General features: G+C 73.1%; 17 protein-coding genes, 1 tRNA gene and 1 riboswitch. Of the genes, 10 read left to right on the forward strand and 8 right to left on the reverse strand.

Features of this window, described 5'->3' with window-relative positions; translation table 11 throughout:
• Positions 1–95: 95 nt before the first annotated feature.
• The 6 genes from ACIGWZ_RS38010 (at position 96) to ACIGWZ_RS38035 (ending at position 7,007) form a co-directional block, all read left to right on the forward strand.
• Positions 96–446 carry a metallopeptidase family protein gene (locus ACIGWZ_RS38010; protein WP_400072368.1) on the forward strand — a complete coding sequence of 117 codons (351 nt, stop codon included), beginning with the start codon at positions 96–98 and terminating at the stop codon, positions 444–446.
• Positions 447–547: 101 nt separating this feature from the next.
• Positions 548–1,225, forward strand: coding sequence for a hypothetical protein (locus tag ACIGWZ_RS38015; protein ID WP_400072370.1), 678 nt, complete (start codon positions 548–550; stop codon positions 1,223–1,225).
• 238 nt (positions 1,226–1,463) lie between these two features.
• Entirely contained in the window at positions 1,464–3,671 is a 2,208-nt protein-coding gene (locus ACIGWZ_RS38020) for a DEAD/DEAH box helicase (RefSeq protein ID WP_400072372.1), read from the forward strand.
• A 201-nt stretch (positions 3,672–3,872) separates the two neighbouring features.
• Positions 3,873–3,945: transfer RNA gene (locus ACIGWZ_RS38025), tRNA-Lys, on the forward strand.
• A 280-nt stretch (positions 3,946–4,225) separates the two neighbouring features.
• Complete coding sequence (locus ACIGWZ_RS38030; RefSeq protein WP_400072374.1) at positions 4,226–5,737, forward strand: serine/threonine-protein kinase; 1,512 nt, start codon at positions 4,226–4,228, stop codon at positions 5,735–5,737.
• 136 nt (positions 5,738–5,873) lie between these two features.
• Positions 5,874–7,007 (forward strand): PP2C family protein-serine/threonine phosphatase, encoded by a 1,134-nt coding sequence (locus ACIGWZ_RS38035; protein ID WP_400072411.1) that lies wholly within the window; start codon positions 5,874–5,876, stop codon positions 7,005–7,007.
• A gap of 1 nt (position 7,008) precedes the next feature.
• Here the strand turns inward: ACIGWZ_RS38035 and ACIGWZ_RS38040 are convergent, their stop codons facing one another.
• Positions 7,009–8,151 carry a DUF2332 family protein gene (locus ACIGWZ_RS38040; RefSeq protein ID WP_400072376.1) on the reverse strand — a complete coding sequence of 381 codons (1,143 nt, stop codon included), beginning with the start codon at positions 8,149–8,151 and terminating at the stop codon, positions 7,009–7,011.
• A 459-nt stretch (positions 8,152–8,610) separates the two neighbouring features.
• Positions 8,611–8,744: riboswitch (cyclic di-AMP (ydaO/yuaA leader) on the forward strand.
• 11 nt (positions 8,745–8,755) lie between these two features.
• Here ACIGWZ_RS38040 and ACIGWZ_RS38045 point away from each other — a divergent pair.
• On the forward strand, positions 8,756–9,922 hold the full coding sequence (locus ACIGWZ_RS38045; protein ID WP_400072378.1) for a M23 family metallopeptidase: 1,167 nt from the start codon (positions 8,756–8,758) through the stop codon (positions 9,920–9,922).
• Positions 9,923–10,043: 121 nt separating this feature from the next.
• The gene (locus ACIGWZ_RS38050) at positions 10,044–10,991 is read left to right on the forward strand and encodes an aldo/keto reductase (RefSeq protein WP_400072380.1); all 948 of its coding nucleotides are present in this window, start codon (positions 10,044–10,046) and stop codon (positions 10,989–10,991) included.
• Positions 10,992–11,060: 69 nt separating this feature from the next.
• Here ACIGWZ_RS38050 and ACIGWZ_RS38055 read toward each other — a convergent pair whose 3' ends face one another.
• Complete coding sequence (locus tag ACIGWZ_RS38055; protein ID WP_400072382.1) at positions 11,061–11,363, reverse strand: hypothetical protein; 303 nt, start codon at positions 11,361–11,363, stop codon at positions 11,061–11,063.
• A 379-nt stretch (positions 11,364–11,742) separates the two neighbouring features.
• On the opposite strand from ACIGWZ_RS38055, the gene ACIGWZ_RS38060 reads away from it, so the two are divergent.
• The gene (locus ACIGWZ_RS38060; RefSeq protein WP_400072383.1) at positions 11,743–12,690 is read left to right on the forward strand and encodes a YDG/SRA domain-containing protein; all 948 of its coding nucleotides are present in this window, start codon (positions 11,743–11,745) and stop codon (positions 12,688–12,690) included.
• 24 nt (positions 12,691–12,714) lie between these two features.
• On the opposite strand, the gene ACIGWZ_RS38065 is transcribed toward ACIGWZ_RS38060, so the two are convergent.
• The 4 genes from ACIGWZ_RS38065 to ACIGWZ_RS38080 all read right to left on the reverse strand — a co-directional run bounded on the left by ACIGWZ_RS38065 (position 12,715) and on the right by ACIGWZ_RS38080 (position 17,922).
• The gene (locus tag ACIGWZ_RS38065) at positions 12,715–14,031 is read right to left on the reverse strand and encodes a PrsW family intramembrane metalloprotease (RefSeq protein ID WP_400072385.1); all 1,317 of its coding nucleotides are present in this window, start codon (positions 14,029–14,031) and stop codon (positions 12,715–12,717) included.
• A gap of 75 nt (positions 14,032–14,106) precedes the next feature.
• Positions 14,107–15,003, reverse strand: coding sequence for a tRNA (guanosine(46)-N7)-methyltransferase TrmB (gene trmB / locus ACIGWZ_RS38070; protein WP_400072387.1), 897 nt, complete (start codon positions 15,001–15,003; stop codon positions 14,107–14,109).
• Between the two features lie 77 nt (positions 15,004–15,080).
• Entirely contained in the window at positions 15,081–16,292 is a 1,212-nt protein-coding gene (gene lhgO, locus ACIGWZ_RS38075; RefSeq protein WP_400072389.1) for an L-2-hydroxyglutarate oxidase, read from the reverse strand.
• A gap of 181 nt (positions 16,293–16,473) precedes the next feature.
• On the reverse strand, positions 16,474–17,922 hold the full coding sequence (locus tag ACIGWZ_RS38080) for a hypothetical protein (RefSeq protein WP_006604728.1): 1,449 nt from the start codon (positions 17,920–17,922) through the stop codon (positions 16,474–16,476).
• Between the two features lie 668 nt (positions 17,923–18,590).
• Between ACIGWZ_RS38080 and ACIGWZ_RS38085 the strand changes: the two genes are divergently transcribed.
• Positions 18,591–20,669: an asparagine synthase-related protein gene (locus ACIGWZ_RS38085; RefSeq protein WP_400072391.1), complete on the forward strand. Its 2,079-nt coding sequence runs from the start codon at positions 18,591–18,593 to the stop codon at positions 20,667–20,669.
• A gap of 101 nt (positions 20,670–20,770) precedes the next feature.
• Here ACIGWZ_RS38085 and ACIGWZ_RS38090 read toward each other — a convergent pair whose 3' ends face one another.
• Positions 20,771–22,738 (reverse strand): sigma-70 family RNA polymerase sigma factor, encoded by a 1,968-nt coding sequence (locus ACIGWZ_RS38090; protein ID WP_400072393.1) that lies wholly within the window; start codon positions 22,736–22,738, stop codon positions 20,771–20,773.
• Between the two features lie 243 nt (positions 22,739–22,981).
• Entirely contained in the window at positions 22,982–23,887 is a 906-nt protein-coding gene (locus ACIGWZ_RS38095; RefSeq protein WP_400072395.1) for a TetR/AcrR family transcriptional regulator, read from the reverse strand.
• Positions 23,888–23,943 lie beyond the last annotated feature (56 nt).

Here is a 23,943-nt window from a genome sequence, read left to right on the forward strand (position 1 = left end):
CGGGGAGCGGGCGGCTCCGTGAAGCAGGGGGCGGGCCGCGCCGGGAGTGTGTCCACGGGGCGTACGGGGGCCGCGTTACGGGGGAGAATGGTGGTGTGCTGGAAATGACGCGCGAGGAGTTCGAGGAACTGGTCGCCGAGGCGCTGGACCGGATTCCGCCGGAGTTGACCCGGCTGATGGACAACGTGGCGGTCTTCGTCGAGGACGAGCCCCCGGCCGACGACCCCGACCTGCTCGGGCTGTACGAGGGGACGCCGCTGACCGACCGCGGGGAGTGGTACGCGGGCGTGCTGCCGGACCGGATCACCATCTACCGCTTGCCGACGCTGCGGATGTGCGCGTCACGCGAGGACGTCGTCGCGGAGACGGAGGTGACGGTCGTTCACGAGATCGCCCACCACTTCGGTATCGACGACGAGCGGCTGCACGCGCTGGGCTACGGCTGACGGGATCGGACGCCCCGCACGCGTGTCCTCAGGCGGCGGGCGGGAGTTGGGCAGGGAGTCCGTACCGCCGTCCCTGCGCTCCGGATCCGGAGGTCCCACCCGTGCGCCCGATCGCGTCAGGTCATTCGTCCCGTACCCCTTCAGTCGACCCCCGCCCGGACGATGCGCCCCCGTCGTCGGCCGGGCGTCCGCTGGCCCGCGTCACCGCCGCCGCGGTGACCGTCTCGGCGCTGGCCGCGGCGCTGGCCGGCTGCATGAGCGTCAGCGATGCGGAGCCCCCGAAGCTGCCGGGCAGCGCCGCGCGGCACGGTGACGGCAAGGACGGCCCGCCCCGGCCCGGGAGGCTGACGACGGACGGGCGCGGCGACGGTGCGCACCGGACGGTGCGCGGCGACGGGAAGCGGCGGCCCGCGGACGACGGTACGGGCGACGAGGAGCCGTCGGCGGGTGCGACGCCGAAGAAGCCCGCGCGGAGCGCGCCGCCGCGGTCGGTGCAGCCGTCCGGCCCGGTGCCGAGCGAGGGGAGCGGCAACGGCGGGCACAGCCGCCCGCCCGGGGGCGGGTCCGCGGACCCGATGCCGTCGCACCCCGGCGGGGCGTCCTCCCCGCCGGCCTCGCCGCCCCCCTCCACGCCCACCGCCCAGCCGACCCAGCCGCCCAGCGGCCCGCCGCAGCCCAGCTCGCAGGCCTCCGGGCAGTCGCCCTCCGCCTCGGTGCCCGAATCTGCGCCCGGTTCGATGTTTTCGCAGGTGGAGCCGGGTGGATGGCCCGAGGCGTAGGGCGTGTGCGCGGGGGCGCGTACGGTGGTGGGGCCCGGTCGTTCGGGAGGCCATTTGCCTTCCGGGGGGCAGGGTGCGTATGGTGGTAGATCGTTTGATCCCATTTGCCCGGCGCCAGAACAGAAGCGCGCCGCGTGGCGCGTTCTCTCCCTTGCCGTGGCTGACCGCATAGAGGCGGTCGTGTGAAACACACGGAGTTTGGGCGCGTGCCGAGACTCCGGAAGGTTTCGCATTTCGCATGTCAATTTCCACTGAGCAGTCCGTCATGCCCGCAGCCGATGAGCAGACGGCTCCCGAGGTGATCGAGTCGGCCGAGACGACGGACACCGTCGAGGCCGTGGAGGCCGCCGAGCCCACCATCACCTTCGCCGACCTCGGACTGCCCGAGGGCGTCGTCCGCAAGCTCGCGCAGAACGGCGTCACCACCCCCTTCCCGATCCAGGCCGCGACCATCCCGGACGCCCTGGCCGGCAAGGACATCCTCGGCCGCGGCCGCACCGGCTCCGGTAAGACGCTCTCCTTCGGTCTGCCGACCCTGGCGCAGCTCGCCGGCGGCCACACCGAGAAGAAGAAGCCGCGCGCTGTCATCCTCACCCCGACCCGTGAGCTCGCGATGCAGGTCGCGGACGCCCTCCAGCCCTACGGCGACGTCCTCGGCCTGAAGATGAAGGTCGTCTGCGGCGGTACGTCCATGGGCAACCAGATCTACGCCCTGGAGCGCGGCGTCGACGTCCTCGTCGCCACCCCCGGCCGGCTGCGCGACATCATCAACCGCGGCGCGTGCTCGCTCGACGCCGTCCAGGTCGCCGTCCTCGACGAGGCCGACCAGATGTCCGACCTGGGCTTCCTGCCCGAGGTCACCGAGCTGCTCGACCAGGTTCCGGCCGGCGGCCAGCGGATGCTCTTCTCCGCCACGATGGAGAACGAGATCGGCACGCTGGTCAAGCGCTACCTGAGCAACCCGGTCAGCCACGAGGTCGACAGCGCCCAGGGCAACGTCACCACCATGACCCACCACGTCCTCGTCGTGAAGCCGAAGGACAAGGCGCCGGTCACCGCCGCCATCGCCGCCCGCAAGGGCCGCACCATCATCTTCGTCCGCACCCAGCTGGGCGCCGACCGCATCGCCGAGCAGCTCGTCGACGCGGGCGTGAAGGCGGACGCGCTGCACGGCGGCATGACCCAGGGCGCGCGTACCCGCGTCCTCGCCGACTTCAAGGACGGCTACGTCAACGCGCTGGTCGCCACCGACGTCGCCGCCCGCGGCATCCACGTCGACGGCATCGACCTGGTCCTGAACGTCGACCCGGCCGGAGACCACAAGGACTACCTGCACCGCTCGGGCCGTACCGCCCGCGCCGGCCAGTCCGGCACCGTCGTCTCCCTGTCGCTGCCGCACCAGCGCCGCCAGATCTTCCGTCTGATGGAGGACGCGGGCGTGGACGCCTCGCGCCACATCGTCGGCGGCTCCGGCGCGTTCGACGAGGACGTCGCCAAGATCACCGGCGCGCGTTCGCTCACCGAGGTCCAGGCCGACGGTGCCAACAACTCCGCCAAGCAGGCCGAGCGTGAGGTGGCCGAGCTCACCCGCGAGCTGGAGCGCCTGCAGCGCCGCGCCACCGAGCTGCGCGAGGAGGCCGACCGGCTGACCGCCCGTGCCGCCCGCGAGCGGGGCGAGGACCCGGCCGAGGCGCTCGCCGCCGCTGCCGAGACCGCCGAGGCCGAGGTCGCCGCCGAGGCCACCGTGCCGGCCCAGGCGACGGCGGACGAGGCGCCGCGCCGCTCGTTCGAACGCCGCGACGACCGGGGCAACTTCGACCGCCGGGAGCGTCGTGACGACCGCGGTGGCGACCGGGGCGGTTTCAACCGCGACCGTCGTGACGACCGGTCGGGTGGCCGTTCCTTCGAGCGTCGTGACGACCGTTCCGGCGGTGGCTTCAACCGTGACCGTCGTGACGACCGCGGTGGCGACCGGGGTGGTTTCAACCGCGAGCGTCGTGACGACCGCTCCGGCGGTGGCTTCAACCGCGACCGTCGTGACGACCGGTCGGGTGGCCGTTCCTTCGAGCGTCGTGACGACCGTTCCGGCGGTGGCTTCAACCGTGACCGTCGTGACGACCGCGGTGGCGACCGGGGCGGTTTCAACCGCGACCGTCGTGACGACCGCTCCGGTGGCGGTTTCAACCGCGACCGGACCGACCGCCCGAGCCGCCCGTTCAACCGCGACGACCGCTCCGCCGGCCGTCCGACCGGTGGCTACCGCTCCGGTGGCGGCGACCGCCCGTTCAACCGTGACGACCGCTCCGGTGGCCGTCCGGCCGGTGGCGGCTTCCGCTCCGGTGGCGACCGCCCCTACGGCCGCCGCGACGACCACCGTGGTTCCGGCACCGCGACCGGCTCCTTCGGCCGCCGCGAGGACAAGCCGCGCTGGAAGCGCAACGGCTGATTGCTGAGCCGCTGATCCACTGATCCACCCGGGCCCGTACGACACGCAAGTGCCGTACGGGCCCGGTGCGTTGTGCGGTGCGTGGCGTGCGGTACCGCCGGTTTTCCCGGCGCCCGGCCGAGGAGTCCGGACGCCCCGCCGAGGGGGTATCGGGTAATGCCTTCGGGACCCGGCGCGTCCTCGGGCTATGCTGCTCGGTGCGGGCCATTAGCTCAATTGGCAGAGCAGTGGACTTTTAATCCATTGGTTCAGGGTTCGAGCCCCTGATGGCCCACCGATATCGGTCGGGGAAACCCCCTCCGACCTGCGAGACAGCGCTCCCTTCGGCTGAGGCCGGGGAGCGTTGTTCCTTTCCGGCCGGCCCGCGCCCGTCGCGAACACCGCGGACCGCCACGGCAGTTGTTCCGGGTGCCCGGGGGCCTGTCCCGTCGGGCCGAAAGCCCGTGCCGGACCTGGGAAAACCGCTGCCGTGGCCATGCAATCCGCAGCAGCTATGGTGCTCCCGCAACTTGTTCCGGCGCGCTCGGGCGCGCGAAGAAGGCGAAGGTCTCACAGTGTCCGATCCGGGGCGGCTTGTAGCCGGCCGCTACCGCCTGGTGGAGCGCGTGGGCCGCGGCGGCATGGGCACCGTGTGGCGGGCCGAGGACGAGTTGCTCGGCCGGCATGTCGCCGTGAAGAAGCTGCATGTACCGCCGCACCTGCACGACGACGAGATCCAGCGGCTCTACGAGCGCACCCGTCGCGAGGCGCGCAGCGCCGCCCGGATCACCCATCCCCATGTGATCGTGGTGCATGACGTCGTCGACGACGAGGGCCTGCCCTGCATCGTCATGGAGTACATACCCTCGGTCACGCTGAGCGACCTCGTGAAGCGGAAGGGCGCGCTGCCGCCCGACGAAGCGGCCCGGATCGGCCGCAGCATGGCCGCCGCGCTGCGCGCCGCGCACGACGCCGGAGTGCTGCACCGGGACGTCAAGCCCGCCAACGTGCTGCTCGGGGACGACGGGCGCATCGTCCTCACCGACTTCGGGATCGCCGTGGAGTCCGGCACGCCGTCACTGACCAGGACCGGCGAGCTGGTCGGGTCGATCCAGTACCTCGCGCCGGAACGCCTCCGCAGCGGGATCGCCGAGCCCGGCCCCGCCTGCGACCTGTGGTCCCTCGGAGCGACGCTGTACCAGGCGGTCGAAGGGCGCCACCCGTTCCAGCGCGACACACCGATCGAGACGGCGTACGCCATCGCCGCCGACACATACGAACCGCCGCGCAGGGCCGGGGACCTGGCGCCGGTGATCGACGGTCTGCTGGTGAAGGACCCCGACCGGCGGATGGACGCGCACGAGGCCGAACGCCTCCTCGGCCAGGTGGCCGGAACGCGGACCGCTCCCGTCGAGACGCCCACGCGACCGGAGCGGGTGGAGATCCCCCGGGCCCCGGCAGGCGGCGGCGCGCGCGGCCGCCGTACGGCGCTGTGGTCCGCCGCAGTGGTGGTGGTCGCCGCCACCGTGACGGGCGGCGTACTGCTGTGGCCCGAGGGCGGCGCCGCTCCGAAGAGCCCCCGCCCGGCCGCGGCGGGATCCACCGGTCACGCGCCGAGTGGCAGCCCTACTCCGCCGCCACCGCTTCCCGCCGGATACCACCTTGTGAAGGCCGGCCAGGGTTTCTCCGTACCCGTACCGGACGGCTGGCAGCCCAAGGACATGCCCGGCGGTGAAATCGCCTATCTGGACCCGACCCGGCGGGTGGGCCTGAGGGTCAACGTCGTCGAGTTCGCCGGGTCCGATCCCGTCCGGCACTGGCGTGACACGGAAGAGGCCCAGACGCGTCGGGACAACCGGAACTACGAGCGGGTGCGGATGGCTCCCACGACGTTCCGGGGACGGCCCGCGGGGTACTGGGAGTTCACGTTCGACGGCACGCTGCGGGAGTACCGGGCGGTGGAGTTGGCGTTCTCCGGCACCGACGGCACGCAGTACGTCGTCTACCTCTCCGCGCCGAACGAACAGTGGCACGCGTACCGGCCGGTCTTCGACAACGCCGTCAAGGGAATCCGTCTTCGCGGATAGCCTCCGGGGCGCCGCCCGTGCCCGTGACCCGTACGGCCCATGACGATTCGCCGACCGGGCCGGTACCCGAAACCCTTGGGACGTCGGAGGCCTTGGCGGTGGCGAGAGCCTGGGCAGTGGGAAGAGGCCGGTGCGGATGCTTCGAGGCGGCGGGAACCGCGCGGGCGAGAGGGAGGAGCGCCGCGCCCGGACGTCGTCGCGCGGTCGCCGCCTGGCCCGCTGGCTGCCCGCCGTCCTGATAGCCGGCGGCGTGGCCTTCGACGTGGGCACGCCGCCCCAGTACACCGCCGCCCCGTTCTTCTCCGCCGCTCCCCTGGTCGCGGCGCCCCTCTACTCCCTGGCCGGTACGGCCGTCACGGTCGCGGTGGCGCTCGTGGGCGAGTTCCTCATCGCCATGTACCACAGCACCCAGGACAACACCCAGTCCGTCACCGAGGCCCTGACCGTCCTGGTCGTCGCCTTCCTGGCGCTCGCCATCAACCGGGTCGTCCGGCGCAGCGACGCCCGCCTCGCCTCCGTACGCGATGTCGCCGAGGCCGCCCAGCGGGCCCTGCTGCCCACCCCGCCCGACCGGATCGGCGGGTTCGCGGTCGCCGCGCGCTATGTGGCCGCGCAGGCCGACGCGCGCATCGGCGGCGATCTCTATGCGGTGCAGGAGACCCCGCACGGCGTACGGCTGATCGTCGGCGATGTCCGGGGCAAGGGGCTGGAGGCGGTGGAGGCCGCGGTGATCGTCATCGGAGCCTTCCGGGAGGCGGCCGAACAGGAGGCCACCTTGGAGGCGGTGGCGGGCCGGCTGGAGCGGGCGCTGCAACGGGAGGGCGGGCGGCGCGCGGGGCTGGACCAGTTCGAGGGGTTCACCACGGCCGTTCTGGTGGAGATCCCGTCCGGCACCCGCTCCGTCCTGCGCCTCCTCAACCGCGGCCATCCGGCCCCGCTGCTGCTCTCCCCCGACGGCGGGCTGTGCGAACTGCCCCCCGCCTCGCCCGCGCTGCCGCTGGGGATGAGCGACGTCGCCGGGTGGCCGGACCGGGTGGACGAGACGTTCTTCCCGGCCGGTTCGCTGCTGCTGCTGTTCACGGACGGTGTGACCGAGGCCAGGGACCGGACCGGCTGCTTCTACGACGCGCCCGACCGGCTGCGCGGCCGCCACTTCCCCGGGCCGGACGCCCTCCTGGACACCCTGGCCGCGGACGTCGCCCGGCATACGGGCGGGGCGCAGGCGGACGACATGGCGCTGCTGGCGGTGCAGCGGCCGCTGGGGGAGTAGTTCATCCGGCCGGCGCGACCTCGGGGAGCCAGTGCAGGCTCTCGCCGTCCGGGCCGGTGAGGGCGACCGGGCGCTCGTCCAGCGCGAGGGTCAGCAGCCGGGCGTCCTCGGGGCGCAGGGCCCGGTGGGCCGGGGCGGTGATCCAGGGCAGGACGGTGTGGTGCTCGTGGGAGACCCAGTGGCCGGGGCCGTCCCGCTCGGCGAGCAGCGACCGTACGAGAGCGGCGAACTCCTCGCGGCGGGCGAGCGGGAGGGAGGCCAGGGCGGCCGTGTGGAAGATGACCAGCGTCGCCTCGGGCGGGGCCTCGGCGGCCAGCGCGGGCAGCGCGTCGAGGGGATCGCCGCGCACGATCCGGGGGCGGGGCGCGGGGCGTACGGCTTCCACGGCGGCCGCGAGCCGGTCGGCGCGGTTCCGGCCGTGGAAGCCGTGGGCGCTGTGGCCCCCGTACCCGTCCCCGGGCCAGAGCAGGGACTGGAGCCAGCGGAGGTCGTCGCGGTCGGCGACCGGGTCGAGCGGGTCGGGGTCGATGCCGGCGCGCCAGGCGATGTCGGGGAGGCGGGTGGGGGCCTGCGGCGCGGCGGGGACGGAGCCGTGACCGGCGCCGCTCGTCCGGCACACGAACGTCACCGGGCTCCCGGGCGCCCCGCATTCCGTCCCGTGGCCCGCGCCGTCCCCCTCGTAGCGGTACCGGTACCGATCGGGCTGCAGGCACAGTCCCGCCCCCGCCCCGACCTCCAGCAGCGCCAGCGGCTGCGGCAGGCGGGCGAGGAGCGGCAGCAGCGTGGCGCAGTGCGCCGGGTCACTGGTCCGCTCGGCGCGCCCCATGATGACGGCACGGACCTCGTCCCAGTGCCGGACGGTCCACTCGCGCCAGCGTCCGTACGCCGTCTCGTCGCGCGGTCCCAGCTCGGCGTGCGGCCCGTCGAGGTAGCGGACGGCGGCCAGGAGGAGGGTGGGCCGCTGGGCGTTCCCGGCCGGCAGCGATCCCGACAACAGGTCGCAGAACTCCGCGTCGTGGCTGATCCGGGCGGTCAACTCCGCGTGGGCGTCGGACCGTCCCCGCGCCTGGTTCCAGGAGAACTCCCGGTACCGATCCGCCACTGTCTGCGCGCTGTTCACGACGTTGACCACGTTGACGACCATGATCCGACGTTACTGCTCTCACGCTCCGTAATGGGCGGGCACCCCTCCGCATAACAACTGACGCACAATCACCGGAAGATCGTTTACTGAATCCCGGTCAAGTCGCCCGCTTTGTTCCCGCCGTGGGCGAAAAAGTCCACGCCAAAGCTCATCCGGAGCGCATACGGATTCCCCGGAAGGCTTGGAAAACGACCGTGGTCTCTATTACTGTCCGATAACGGAGCGCGGTCGTCCCAGCCGTCGCAAGAGGCGGCACCGCGCGCCGACGCCGAATCCCGCAAGCGCACGCCATGCACGTCACGCACGTCATCACGGCACGCAGGACCACCCGTACGGACCGAGCGCATGTGCACGACGGGCGCCAGTGGGCACTGAACAGCGCCGACCGGCACCGCCCCACATGACCGCTGGCTCCGCGCGATTCGCACCTGTGCACCGTCTGCACCATCCGCACGGCATGCATGAACTGCACCGAGGGAACCGGGGAACCACCACCTTGGGGTGAATCGGACGCCTCCCACCAGAGGCGCCCGTAGGAGACCTTCCTGCTCCGAACCCGTCAGCTAACCCGGTAGGCGTGAAGGAAGGAAAGGAGTGCGCCCCCGTGGCGTCCAACAGGCCTGCCCCCGAGGCTCCGTCCGCCGGCGACCTCGATCACCGGGATCCGTTCGACGACGAAGGCCGTTTCGACGGCTCCGGTGTCGTCTACCAGGGCGGCGACCGCGAACGCGACGGCGCGCGTGACGGCGAGGGACCGTGGGAGGAGTGGAACCCCACCGAGGAGTCCGTCCGCTCCGTCCGCGGCAAGCACCGGGTGGCCAAGCAGCGCGGCAGCGGACTCGCGCGCAGCGGTACGGTCCTGGGCGTCGGCGTCATCGCGGCGGTCGGCGCGGGCGGCATGGCCACGGCCGAGGGCCGCCCGCCGGTCCCGATCTCGATGCCCGACATCGGCGGCATGGCCCACGACATCGCCGAGAATCTGCCGGACGCCGAGTCCCTCCCCGGCATCGGCGGCCTCATATCCGACTCCGGGCCGTCGCACTCCGCCGCGGACGCCGACTCCGCGCCCGCCGCCGGCCCTCTCACCCAGGCGGGCCTGACCCGGCACGAGGCGGCCCAGGGCACCGGCGCCGGCGAGGCGCTGCGCCACCGCATCCTCCAGCAGGCCGACGCGCAGCAGGGCGCCGCCGAGCAGGAGGCCCGCGACGCCGCCGAATCGGCCGCCGTCGATCAGGCCGCGAAGGCCGCCGCCGCGCACCACGAGGCGGCCGAGAAGGCCGCGGCCGCCAAGCAGGCGGCGGAGCTCAAGGCCAAGCGCGAGGCGGCGGAGGCGGCCCGCAGAAAGGCGGAGGCCGAACGCCTCGCCGAACTGGCCAAGAGCTTCATCACCCCGGTGACCTCCTTCACCCTCACCGCCAGCTTCGGCCAGGCCGGCGACCGCTGGGCCGCGGACCACACCGGACAGGACTTCGCCGCACCGACCGGCACTCCCGTCAAGGCAGTTCACTCCGGCACCATCACCCAGGCGGGCTGGGCCGGTTCGTACGGCTACCGCCTCGTCCTCACCCTCGACGACGGCACCGAGCTCTGGTTCTGCCACCTGTCCTCCATGGTGAAGACCTCCGGCAAGGTCAACACCGGCGATGTCATCGCCCGCGTCGGCGCCACCGGCAACGTCACCGGCCCGCACCTCCACCTGGAGGTCCGCCCGGGAGCCGGCGACCCGATCGACCCGATGCCGTGGCTGCGGGACCACGGGGTGAACGTCTGACGTACCGGGGGGAGGGGCCGGCGTCCCTGGGTGGGGCCGGCTCCCTTGGAAGGGGGAGCGGCCGCCCGGGAATAGCCCCCGCCCGGGAATAACCCCCCGCTCCCCAACGTTGCAGAATCGCATGACTGCGATACGCAAACCCCTCGGCTCGCTCTCCGTCTCGTCCCTGTCCCTCGGCGGCAATGTCTTCGGCTGGACGGCGGACGAGGCCGAGTCCTTCGCCGTACTCGACGCGTACGTCGCCGGCGGGGGCAACTTCATCGACACCGCCGACGTCTACTCGGCCTGGGCCCCCGGGAACAACGGCGGTGAGTCGGAGACCGTCATCGGCAACTGGCTGGCCTCCCGCGGCAATCGCTCCGACGTCATCATCGCCACGAAGGTGGGCGCGCCCTCGAACCCTCACCTCAAGGGGCTGTCCGCCGCCACCATCAAGGCCGCGGTCGACGCATCCCTCACCCGCCTGCGTACCGACTACATCGACCTCTACTACACCCACTTCGACGACGAGTCCGTCGAGGTCGGGGAATTCCTCACCACCCTCGACGACCTCGTCCGGGCCGGCAAGGTCCGCGAGATCGCCGCCTCCAACATCTCGGCGAAGCGGCTGGAGGAGTCCCTGGCCTTCTCCGCCCGCGAGGGCGTGGCCCGTTACGTGGCCCTCCAGCCCCACTACAACCTGGTCTCCCGCGACACCTACGAGGGCGAACTCGCCGACGTGGCCGCCCGCCACGGCCTGGCCGCGGTCCCGTACTTCGCCCTCGCCTCCGGCTTCCTGACCGGCAAGTACCGCCCGGGCAACACCGTCGACAGCGCCCGCTCCGAAGGCGCCGCGCAGCACCTGTCCACCGACCGCGGCCTGCGCGTCCTGGCGGCCCTCGACACCGTCGCCGCCGCCCACCGAGCCGAAGTCGCCACCGTCGCCCTCGCCTGGCTCGCCGCCCAGCCCACGGTCGCCGCCCCGATCGCCAGCGCCCGCACGGTGGCCCAGCTTCCGGCGTTGCTGGCGGTTGGCGAGCTGACTCTCACGGAGGCTGAACTGGCCCTCCTGAACGAGGCTTCGGCGTGACGTCCTGACCGACGCACCGCGCATACGGGGCCGGCCCGGACGGCCGCCCCCGTATGCGCGTCGGCCGCCCTATCCCCGCCGGTCCACCGCCACCCACGACGCGAGCGCCACCCCACCCGCCACCGCAAACACCGCAGGCCAGGCCCCGACTTTCTTGGCGAGGGGATGCGACCCGGCAAATGCCGCCACATAGGCCCCACTCAAGGCGGCCGCTGCCTTCCCCCCGGCCTTCTCCTGCCACCCCTTGGCCGCCACCGCGCCGGCCGCGGCCAATGCCACCCCGCCCAACGCCCGCTTCTTGGTCCAACGGGCCACGCCGTAACCACCGACAATCCCGCCTGCGGCCACTATTGCTGTGGGAACTTTGACCATCGGTACACCCTCCTTATCAGGGACAACTCTCTTTTACTTTACGGCCCGGAGGTGCGCGACCTCGGCTTCCCCGATGCAGCCGAAGAGCCGCGCGACATTGTTGCGGCAGAGTGCTGTAAGCCGGTTCGGTCGAACTCCGCGGGTCTGTCTGCACGCTCGGATTCTTGCCGCGTTGCGATTGCTGTCATCGGCTCACTCAATCCGTGGAGAGCAATAGGGAAGCGATCTGTCCGCGCTGTTCTGCACCGCCCTGCCATTCGATCGCGTCGTGCATGAAGGTTCAGGGCGGCGGTCGTACGAGGTGTGGCGCCGGCCACACTGCGGGGGTGGTCGTGCGCCGTAGGAGGCTTACGAGGTGGCTGGTGGGCAAGATTCGCCCATGACGAATGCGCAGTCATCGAATCCGGTCCGTTTTGGTGCTCCTTCAGGCGTCGACGAAGGTCAGTGGTTCAAGGGGCACACCGAGCTGCACAGGGCGGGTGTGCATCGCGCCTTGGGCCAGGGCATCTCCGGCACCGCCCGCGAAGGGGTGGACTCCATCGTCCTCTCTGGTGGGTACATCGACGACGTGTACGGCGAGGACGAGATCACCTACACAGGCGAGGGCGGCCGAGACAGGGATACCGGGCGCCTCTACGCCGACCAGAGCATGGCTTCACCGAGAAATGCCGGATTGCTGCTCAATGAAGCGCTCGGCCATCCGGTTCGCGTGGTCCGGGGGCTGAAAATCAGGGGGAAGAAGCGGCGTCGAGCGACCGGCGGCTACGAATACTCCGGTCTCTTTCGTGTTGCGGACCACTGGATGACCGTGGGGAAGGAAGGGTTTCGTGTTTGCCAGTTCAAGCTCTTGAGGCTCGCCCCCGGGCAGCAGCCGCAGCCGCAGCCCGTCTCTCCGATCGATGGTGAAGACACCCCACTTGAAGAGCAAGTGCGCCGGACCGTTGAGCGCGAGCTTCGAATACGCGACTCGGCTGTCGTTCGCCAAGTGAAGGCGATGTACGACAACACCTGTCAGATCTGCAATCTTCGCCTCGAAGTGTCGCCCGGCGGTGAGGCATACAGCGAGGCGGCCCATATTCAAGCACTCGGGAAACCGCATAACGGGCCGGACAAGGTGGAGAACGTTCTCTGCCTGTGTCCCAATTGCCACGTGTTGTTCGATAGGGGAGCTCTCCAGCTCACCGACGGTCTCGATGTGCTGGATGGGCTGACGCAGAGATTCCTGCGCGCCTTGCATACGACGAGAGAGCACCAGATCAAGCTGGACTGCGTACGTCAGCACCGCGCCCGATGGGCCGATCGACTGAGTGAGCCGGGCCAGGGTTAGCGGCGTTGGGGGTGGTGGCCACGCTCAGCGCTGGTGTGGCACGTAGGGCCGATGCGTTATGGCCAACGCCTCCGCCAACGCCCCCTGCACCCACGGCTGGTACTGCCAAAGATGCAGCAGAAGTTCCTGCTCCCGCGTGCTGAAGTCGGCCGTGGGGCCCGTCAGATGGGCACGTCGGCGGTGGAAGGAGAGGGCCGTGGCGAGGGTGGTGTATTCGGAGACCGCGCGGGCGGCGGTGGGGCCTTGGGTGCGGCGGGCTATGGCGCGGGCCAGGGTGCGGGTTTTGAGGGAGGAGAGGGCGGTGGGTTCGGCGGGGGCGAGCCAGCCGGTGGCTGTGTAGGGGGCGAGGTAGTGGCGGAGGGAGAGCAGTTCCTGGTGGCGGGACCAGATCGCCAGCCAGGTGAGGGTGAGGAAGACGGGGACCATGAAGAGGCCGTAGACGGTGAGGAAGCCGAGGTCGCCCAGGGAGGCGGCGCTGTTCCAGATGGCGTGGAGGAGGACGGCGGTGAGGAGGCCGAGGAGCGCGAGCGCGGTGCGGGTGGCGCGGCGGTGGTGGTGGCGGGTGGCGGCTATCCCGAAGGCGAGGCCGGTGAGCATGGTGAAGAGGGGGTGGGCGAAGGGGGAGACGACGATGCGGATGAAGAAGGTGCCGGCGGTGAGGGAGTGCAGGCCGGAGTGGCCCATGGACTGGTCCTCGCCGAAGGCGTTGCCGAGATAGAGGATGTTCTCGGTGAAGGCGAAGCCGGTGGCGCTGAGGCCGGCGATGACGAGGCCGTCCGTGATGCCGTCGAAGTCGCGCCGGCGGAAGCGGTAGAGAAGCAGGACGGCGGCGGCCTTGACGGATTCCTCGACCACCGGGGCGACGACGGTCGCGCCCCAGGTCCGGGCGTCGGAGGGGGAAGCGCCGACGATGTTCGTGGCCAGCCAGTCGGTGGCGAAGCCGTTGGCGAGGATCGCGACGAGGGTGGCCGCGCACGCCCCCCAGGCGAAGGCGAACGCGAGATTGCGCCATGGCTCCGGCTCTATCCGGTCCAGCCAGCAGAACGCCGCGATGAGCGGCGGTACGGGGAAGACGGCCAGTCCGAGGCCGACCAGGAAGCCCTCGGTGCCGGTCTGGTGGCGGACGATGGCGAGGATGATCACGCCGGAGAGCGCGAGCAGCGAGGCCACGGTGATTGCGCGCACAGTCCTGCTGCGCCAGGGGGCGGGCCGGCGGCGCGGGTGCGGGTGCAGGGGGAGCCGGGGTGCGTCGGCGTGCGGGTGCGGCTGGTGGGTGTCCGGGTGGGGGTGGGGCGCGTACGCCGGGAGGGGCGGTTGCGGGGGCGGCTGGGACGGGTACACCCATCGACCTTACGGGCCCGGCCGGCGACGGTGACGGGGGCCTTTCCGGCGCCTGGGTGAGGGCCTTTCCGGCCCCTACGGGCGCCGCCGGAACATCAGGTCGTGGACGACGTGCCCCTTGTCCAGCCCCTGCCCCTCGAACTTGGTGAGCGGGCGGAAGTCGGGCCGGGGCGCGTACCCGGGGTGGAGGTTCTCGAGCGTCGGATCGGCGGAGAGGACCTCGAGCATCTGCTCGGCGTACGGCTCCCAGTCGGTGGCGCAGTGCACCAGGGCGCCGGGCGCGAGCCGGGTGGACGCCAGCGCGACGAATTCCGGCTGGATCAGGCGGCGCTTGTGGTGGCGCTTTTTCGGCCAGGGGTCGGGGAAGAAGACGCGCAGGCCGGCGAGGGAGGCGGGGGCGAGCATCTCGCGCAGGAGGATGATCGCGTCGCCGTTCGCGACCCGGATGTTGGACAGACCGTTCCGCTCCGCGAGACCGAGCAGATTGCCCTGGCCGGGAGTGTGCACGTCACAGCCGAGGATGCCGGTGTCCGGGTCGGCGGCGGCCATCTGCGCTGTCGCCTCGCCCATGCCGAAGCCGATCTCCAGGACGACCGGCCGGCCGTCGAAGAACTCGTCCAGATCGATACGGGCGAGCCCGTCGATGTCGCGGCCCCACTTCGGCCACAGGCGGCGCAGCGCATCGGCCTGCGAGGGCGAGACGCGGCTGCGGCGGGGCTGGAAGGAGCGGATCCGGCGTTCATGATGCGAGCCCGCGGGGTCGGCCGCGGGGCCGGTCCCATCGGGGAACATCGGCTCGCCGCGGCGCGGCACGGCAGCCGAGGCGGCGGTGGCACCGAGGCGTGGCGGCTCCTGCGGCGCGGGGCCCGCCGGAGTGGCGGCGGCCGGCGCAGCTGCCTCTGGGCCGTCGGCCTCGGGGGCGTCGTGGGCCGTGGTGACGTCGGTTGCGGGGGTGGCGGGATTCTCGGACACAGTGTGTTGATTCTACGGATGGTGAGGAGCGGCGGGATCCGGCCGCGGCGCCCCACGCCCCTCGGCCCCCATGCCGCTCAGCCCTCCACCGCTCCCAGAACCCTCCGCGCCACCTCCCGCCCGATCGGCAGCGACGCCGTGGCGGCGGGCGACGGGGCGTTCAGTACGTGGACCATGCCCGGCGTTTCCGCGAAGAGGAAGTCGTCGACGAGGGTGCCGTCGGGGAGGACCGCCTGGGCGCGGACGCCGGCCGGGGAGGGGAGGAGGTCCTCCTCCTGGACGGCCGGGAGCAGGCGGCGGACCGCATCGGCGAAGGCATGACGGGAGAGGGAGCGGTGGAGCTCGCCGGCGCCGTAGCGCCAGTGGCGGCGGGCTATCCGCCAGGAGCCGGGGTAGGCGAGGGTGCCGGCGAGGTCGGTGGGGCGGATGGTGCGCCAGTCGTAGCCTTCGCGGGCGAGCGCGGGGACGGCGTTCGGGCCGATGTGGACGCCGCCGTCGATGCCGCGGGTGAGATGGACGCCGAGGAAGGGGAAGGCCGGGTCGGGGACGGGGTAGACCAGGCCGCGGACCAGGGCGGCGCGCTCCGGGGCGAGGGTGAAGTACTCGCCGCGGAACGGGACGATCCGCATGCCGGGGGCGTCGCCGGCCAGCCGGGCGATCCGGTCGCAGTGCAGGCCGGCGCAGTTGACCAGGGCGCGGGCGCGGTGGACCGTCCCGGAGGCCGTACGGACCGCCACCCGGCCGGGGCGGCGGCCGATCGTCGTCACCTCGGCGCCGTACTCGATCCGGGCGCCCGCATCCATGGCGAGCGCGGCGTACCGGCGGGCGACCGCGCCGAAGTCGCACACGCCCGTCGTGCCGACATGGATGGCGGCCAGGCCACGCACCTCGGGTTCGTACTCCGCTATTTGGGTGGGGCCCAGCTCGCGCACCGGCAGGCCGTGTTCGCGGCCGCGCTGGATCAGGCCGTGCAGCCGGGGCAGCTCGCTGCGGTCGGTGGCGACGATCAGCTTGCCGGTGACCTCGTGCGGGATGTCGTGCTCGGCGCAGAACTTGACCATCTCCGCCGAGCCCTGCAGGGCGTAGCGGGCCTTGAGGGAGCCGGGAGGGTAGTAGATGCCGCTGTGGATCACGCCGCTGTTGCGGCCGGTCTGATGGCGGGCGGGCCCGGGCTCCTTCTCCAGCACCACGACGCGCGTGCGCGGTGCGGCACGCGTGATCGCATAGGCCGTAGAGAGTCCGATGATGCCGGCACCGATCACCAGCACGTCGCAGTCGTACGCCGCCACTGCACCTCCCCAACCGGATCACCGCAGGTCCGCCCCTGGCCGGGGACCCACGTGTCATCACCGACGACGTACTCCATCATGACGGTCGCCACTGACAATGCGGCGGGGACGAGCCCCGTGGCGGGGACCGGCCGGGGCCCGGCCGCGAAGGCCGCCCGGACCCGAAGGCCCCGCCCCACCCCTACGCCGGCGCCGCCAGCAGCGGCCGCGCCCGCTCGCGCAGCTCCACCACCCGCGGCTCGTCGCCGTACGGCTCCAGGCGGTGCAGCAGATCGCGCACGTACTCCGTGGTGCGCGCCGAGGAGATCCGGCCGGCCACCTCCACCGCGCGGGTGCCCGCGGCACACGCCGCGTCCAGGTTGCCCGACTCCAGTTCGGCGACCGCGGAGACCACCAGGCGCAGCCCGTGCGAGCGGACGAATTCCTCCGTGGGCCGGGAGAGCGCCTGCTCGGTGAAGCGGCGGACCTGGCGCGGCAGCCGCAGATCGCGGTAGCACTCGGCGGCGTCGGCGGCGAACCGCTCGTAGGAGTAGAAGTCCAGCCAGGAGGGGTCGGGGTCGCCGCTGCGGGAGCGCTCCAGCCAGCCCTCGGAGGCCTTCAGCGCCACCTCGCAGGCGCGCGCCTCGCCCGCCTTGGCCTGCGCCCGCGCCTCCACCAGGCGGAAGAAGCTCATGGTGCGCGCGGTGGCCAGGCCGCGGTTGCGCTCCAGGGCGGCCTGGGCGAGATCGACGCCCTCGTCGGCGAAGCCGCGGTACGTCGCCTGGAGGGACATCGAGGCCAGGACATAGCCGCCCAGGGGGACGTCGGCGGCGGCGCGGGCCAGCCGCAGCGCCTGGATGTAGTACCGCTGCGCGGCCTCCTGCTGGCCCGTGTCGAAGGCCATCCACCCTGCGAGCCGGGTGAGTTCGGAGGTCGCGCCGAAGAGCGCGCGGCCGACCTCGTCGCTGTACGAGGCGAGAAGTAACGGGGCCGCGTCCACCCGCAGGCACTCCGGAACCATCGACGAACGCCAGTCCCCGCCGCCGTACTTGGAGTCCCAGCGGCGCGCGTCCTCGGCCGCCTCGCGCAGCTTGCTGACGTCGCTGTGGCCGACGTGCTGCGGGATCCCGGCGTCGCCGGCCGCCGCCGCGTCCTTGTCGCGGGCCTCGGCCGCCTCGCGTGCCACCGAGCTGTCCGCCGGGGATATCAGCCAGCGCGAGGCCGGCGTCGCATAGGCGCTGACGGCGAACGATCCGGCCAGGCTCTGCCAGATGCCGCCGCCGCCCGCCCGCCGCCCGGCCAGATCAAGTCGGTAGAGCTCGGTCGCGGACCGCACCGCCGCGCCCACATCGCGGGGAAATGCCAGGCCGACCTCGGGCGCCGGGTCCGCGTCCGCCAGTCCGATCTCGTGCAGCGGCACCGGCCGGCCGAGCTTGCTGCCGATCGCGGAGGCGATCAGATGGGGCGCGGCGCCCTGCGGCACCATGCCCTTGGACACCCACCGGGCCACCGACGTCTTGTCGTAGCGAAGCGTCAGTCCGCGCTGCGCCCCGAGGTCGTTGACCCGGCGCGCCAGTCCGGCATTGCTGATACCCGCGAGGGCGAGTACGGTGCCGAGCTTTTCGTTCGGCCCGCGTATATCCCTGGACATGCGCACCCCTCGACACAGCGACAGCCTCCCCGGTACCCCGGGGCATGCGTCCACCCAGAGTAGTTCGCCGGATCCCGACCGTTAAGAGTCGGTGTGCCGGATGGCGAGATTCGTGTTCAAACAGGGGTGCGGGAATTGGCATGTGCTCCGGGTACGTGTGCCCGTGCGCCCGTCCGTGCGCGCTGGCCGCCCTGTGACGGGAGCGCTTTCATGGGTCCTGCGTGGGTTGGCCCGCTGCACTGGATCCAGTGGGCTGGGGGACACCGTCACCTCATTCCCCGCGGGTGGCGGTCCGGTCCGGGAGGCGAAGCCCGCTTCCCGGACCGTCGCGCAGGCCGGCTTCCGGCCGGTCGTGGCACCGGTTGACGCGACGCCCGAACGCGTCAACTGGACTGTACTGTACGGAGTTTGGCCGAAATTCGATGGGTGATGCTTTCACGCCGCGGCCCACTCAAGACCGCCCCGGGGGCCACACGGGGGGCCACCCGGGGCCGACACGCCGCCCGCCCGCACAGTGAAACGCCCGCATACGAGCCCCTCTTCGACCCCTCCGGCGCGCCGCCGCCATGGCAGCATGGTCCGCGCAACACCATGGCGAAAGCTTGGCAATCCGTTGTGCGGGGCGGCCGTTGGCCCCTCGGCGGACGGGGAATCGGGTGGAGGCGGCGATGCGCTGGTTGGTGGGGTGGAGCAGTTCCGCCACGGGACCGGCCACCGGCGGAGCGGGACCGGCCGTCCTCCCCGTCGGCGCCCAACTCCTGTGGGGCGACCCGGATCCGCTGTGGGCCGTCGGCGACTGGCGGCCCGACGAGGTCCGCGTCGTACAGGCCGACCCCGAGACCCGGCTCGCCGTCTTCGGCATCTGCGGCGCCACCAACGACCAGCTGCGCGTCGGCCTGTTCGCGGCCCGCGGCGGCGCGCTGCGCCACCTCACCGCCTGGCCCGGCAGCTACACCGCCGTCGTCCAGGTAGGACGGCGGATCACCGTCACCGGCGACCTGGCCGGCGCCCGCCCCGTCTTCCACACCGCCTGGGCCGGTGGCACCGCCTACGCCACCGCCGCCCTCCCGCTCGCCGACCTCATAGAGGCCAGCCTCGACGTCGGCCATCTCGCCGCGCTGCTGGCCTGCCCGGACGCCCCCGAGGCGCTCGGCGCCGGCACACCGTACGAAGGCGTCCGCCGCATCCCGCCCGGCCACGCCCTGGTGCTGCGTGGCGGTGCCCGCGACATCGCCTCGTACGAGCCGACCGCCTCGCTCGCCGTCGCCGCGCCCCAGATCGCCCCGGAACAGGCCGTGGACGGCGTCCGAGAGGCGCTGATCGAGGCCGTCCGCACCCGGCTTTCCGGCCCGCGCCACGCCCCCGATCCGGACGGTCCGGACGGCCTCGACCCCGGCCCGGTGCCCGGCATGGGACCGGCCGAGCGGCGGGCCGCGCGCGGCGCACCGGCCCCCGGCATCGGCGCCGACCTCTCCGGCGGCAGCGCCTCCGGAACCCTCGCCCTGCTCGCCGCCGGCCTGCCCGGGCAGCCCGGCACGCTCAACGGCCACGGCGAACGCCTGCTCGCCGTCACGTTCAACGACCGTGCCACCAACGGCGGCCAGGACCACCGCGAGGCCGAGCTGGAACGCGCCCGCAGCATCGCCGACAACCCGCGGCTGCGTCATGTCGTCGTCGCCGCGGGCGAAGAGGCCCTCCCGTACGCCGACCTCGCATCCGGACCGCTCACCGACGAGCCCGGCCCCTCCCTCACCGACGCCGCCCGGCACCGCCGGCGGCTGCTCGCGGGCAGCGCGGACCACTTCGTCGGGCATGGTGCCCGCCAGGTCCTCGATGCCCATCCGGCGCGCCTCGCCGACCTCCTCATGGACCGCCGGCGCCGTCATCTGCTGCGCCCGGTCACCGCGCTGGCCAAGGCCGACGGCCCCTCAGCCCAGTCCGTCCTCGTCCCCTTCACCGTCTACCGCGCCGCCCGCAAGCTCGCCCGTACGCCCTACGGCGAGGGCATCGCCGATACGGCGCGCCGCCTCCTGGAGCGGCAGTTCGCCGACGAACCGGTGGCCGGCGGCGCGGTCGACGCCTCCCTCGCCGCCCTCGCCTGGTGCCGCCCCGGGCCGGCCGCGCGCTGGCTCACCGGGGAGGCGCTGGCCCAGGTGTCGGTACGCCTCGGGGACGCGGCGACCCGCTCGCCCGCCATCGGCCGGCCCGGCGAGCGGCGCGCCCGTGCGGCACTGATCCGCCAGGCCGCCGACCACCGCGTCTTCGAGCAGGCCGCCGAGGTCCGCAATCAGCGGCTGCACGCGCCCTTTCTCGACAACCAGGTCGTGCTCGCCTGCCGCGCCCTGCCGGACACCCTGCGGGTGCAGCCGGGGGCGCGGGCGGCGGTGCTGCGTTCGGTGCTCTCCGGCGCCGGTGTGCGGGACCTGCCGCCCGGGTGGGGCGCCACCTCGCACCTCACCCATGCGGCCGCGGTACGGGCCGGGTTGCGCAACGCCGTCGGCGAACTGGTCGGGCTCTTCGACACACCGCTGCTCGCCGACGCGGGGCTGGTGGAGGCGCGGGTGGTGCGCAAGGCGCTGCGAGCGGCGGTCGAAGGCGAGCCGCTCCCGTTGGACGGGCTCGCCGAGCTGGTCTCCACGGAGCTGTGGCTGCGGCGGCTGCTGGCACGACGGGGCACGTGCTGGACGGGCGCGGCGGCGCGGCAGCGGGCACTCGCGGGGGGCGTGGTGCCCCGCGCGAGGCTGTGAGCGGGCCGCCGCGCAGCTACCGCACGGACGCCGCCGATCGTGGTTTCACGTGAAACACGGCCCTCGGCGCCGGATCGGCGCCCCGGCGCCCAGCTCCCCCGTCACCGGCAACTGATGACCGACCGCGCCCAGTCCCCCAGCGCCACCACATCGCCGGGCGACGTCGGCTCGACGACCAGCCGCAGCGTCCTACGGCCCGTCAGCGGGACATGCACCGGCACCGCAGGCTCCCCGCCGTGCACCACACCGGACCGCCACAGCAGCGTTCCGTCCGCGTACACGGAGAACCGCAGCGCACCCAGCCCCAGGCTCAGATCGTCGACACCCGCGACCGCGTCGTACGCGCTGCACTGCCGGTTGAGGTCGATCAGCACCGAGGACGGTCCGTGCACACTCACGCCGTGCTCGTACGTCGTGCCGTCGATCCTGGGGCTCTGCCGCTGCCACAGCCAGCTGCTCCCGAACATCCGCACCTCCGGCTCGGTGCCATCGCCGACGGCGTCGTACGACAGCGAGTTGAGGCGGTACGGAGCCGACGGGGACGGCTCCGGGGGCGGCGGTGTCGGGGTGGGCTTCGGCGGGGCCGGCGTCGGAGTCGAAGGGGGCGTGGGGGCCGGCTCCGGAGGCTTCGGAGCAGGCGTCGGTGTCGGCGTGGGTGTGGGAGTGGGCTGCGGCGACGGTGCGTGCCCGGCGGCGGGCGGGAGCGGCTTCGACGAGGGCTCCGGTGGCTTGGGGGACGGCGTCCGCGGCGCGGCGGGCGCCGGGCGGTGCGGCTTGGCCTGCGGCTTCGGCGACAGCTGCGGGGAGCCGGTCAGCGCCAGCGCGAGCGCCGCGCCCGCCACCACCGCCACCCCGACCCCGATGCCGACCTTGACCGGTGCGCCCAGCCCCTCGCTCAGCGCGGCCGAGCCCGCCGCGCCGGAAGAGGCACCGGAGGCCGCACCGGATCCGGCCCCCGAGGCGGCCGCGGCCGCACCGGCCCCCACCGCCGCACCCGCACCCGCGGCCCCCGCCACCGCGGCCGCCGCCTTGACGGCGTACCCCGCGGCGAACCAGCCGATGACCGCGACCGGCAGCAGCGCCCCGATGCGCTCATTGACGTCCGCAACCTCCAACGCGGCCGTACGGCACCGCGCGCACGCGTCCAGATGCTTGCGCAGCCCCCGCTCGGCCCGCATCCGCAGCCCGCCCCGGGCGTACGCGCCGAGCCGGTCGGCGTACCGGGCGCAGTCGCCGCCCGCGGTCAGCGACTGGCTGACATGCGCCTGCAGATACGCCTGCCTGAGGCCCTCGCGGGCGCGGTGCGCAAGGACGGCGGTGGCGTTCGCGGTCAGCCCGAGCAGCGGCGCGACCTCGCTCGGCGACTCGTCCTCGATCGTGGTGTGCCACAGCACCGTCTGATAGCGCTCCGGCAGACTGCGGAACGCCTGCATCGCCATCGACTGCTCGGCCTCATGCATGGCCTGGACATCGGCGCCCAGGTCCAGCGTGTCGTCATCCATCGACGACCCGGCCGCGGACACCGCGAACACCGCGAAGTCCTCGACCAGTTGCTCCCGTCTCTGGGTCTTCGCCCAGGCCGCGGCGACCCGCCGGACCGTCGTCAGGAGATAGGCGCGCACCGCGGAATCCGGTCCCGCGCCACCGCGCACCGCCTGCAGCGTGCGCGCGAAGACCTCGCCGGTCAGATCCTCCGCGGTGTGGGTGTCCCGGCAGCAGCTGCGCGCATAGCGCCGCACCGCCTCGGCATGCCGGCGGTACATCTCCTCGTACGCGCTGTCGTCGCCGGCCCGCATATCGGCGATCAACTGACCGTCGGAAGGCGGGAGCCCGGCGGCCTCTCCGCTGTCCGGATCGCTTGCGAACCCTCCGGCCGGCCCGCGCCCACCGGAGCGGTCGCGCTGCGCCGGAACCCCGCGTTCGGCGCTCTCGGCACGGTCGTAGCGCTCATCGCCACGGTCCACCGGGGGAGTCGCACCCAAGGGCCCGCTCTGCCCGGGGACCTGCGGCGGAGCCGATCCGCGCCCCGCCTCGCCGCCGCGCCGCTCGTCCCGCCCGTCAACACCCATCGCCGAGGCCCCCGAACACGCCGTCACACCGGAACACCGCGCAAGCGTGCCACACCGGGCCCCCGCACTTCAGGGTCCCGGCGGGCAACCACTCATCCGAGGATCGTTCTTGTACGACCGCACTAGCGTTCACCCGTACGGGGCGGCCGCCATCGGAACGTACGGACGACACCGCACCGGCCGCCGGACCCACCCGGCGCCCCCGTCCGACGAGGGCGCCCGGACGGATCCGGTCGCGGGCACTCAGCCGACGGGGCGCGAGCGCAGCCCCTCCAGCAGGATCTCCAGCAGCCGCGCGGCCGCGGCCTGCTGCTGGCCGGGATCGGGCAGCGACGGCGCGCCCGTGGCGATCACCAGCAGGATGTCGGCGACCGTCACATCGGCCCGCAGCTCACCGGCCGTCTTCGCGCGCTCCACCAGCCGCCCGACGACCTCCAGCAGCGCCTGGGCACCGGCCGTCTCCTCGACGGCGTCCGCCCCGCCCTCCGGGACCTCCGCGGCGGCGGCCGGCTCGCCCCGCTCGCCCTCCGGAGCGCCGCGCTGGGCGACCACCCGCAGAGCTCCGTCCGTGCCGTCCGCGTCCGCGGCCACCCGCTGCTGCGGCACCCGCGCCTCGGCAAGCTCACCGGCCGGCCGCTCGGCGTCCGCGCTCACCCGCAGAATGCTCGGCGGCAGCAGCCGCCCGGCACCCGAAGCGACCGAGGTCCGCAGGAACCTCGAGAGCGCCGACCACGCGTCGTCCTCCTGGCCGAGCGCCGTCCGCGCCTGGTCCGTCAGCCGCGAGGTCTCCTCCTCGGCTATCCGCCTGACCAGGACGTCCTTGCTCGGGAACCGCCGGTAGACGGTGCCGACGCCGACCCGGGCCCGCCGCGCCACGTCCTCCATCGGCGCGCCGTATCCCAGCTCCCCGAACACCTCGCGCGCGGCGCGCAGGACGTGTTCCAGATTGCGCTGTGCATCCACCCGCAGCGGCGTGCTCCGGCCGGCGGCGCCCAGGCCGACACCGGCCTTGGTGCCGTGCCCCCCGTTGCCGTTGCCGTTACTGCTCGCGATGCCGTTCCCATTGCTGTGGCCGTTGGTCCCGCCGCTGTCGGACGCGCTGTCCGCGGTGGCGACGGCTGTCGGCCAATGAGAGCCCTCAATATGCATAGTGATTCCCCCGGTAATGACGTCTCCCCCCGGAGACTCCCCGCCCTGTTGGTCGG

Source organism: Streptomyces sp. NPDC053427 (genome assembly GCF_044544985.1).
In the GTDB taxonomy this organism is placed as follows: Bacteria; Actinomycetota; Actinomycetes; order Streptomycetales; family Streptomycetaceae; genus Streptomyces.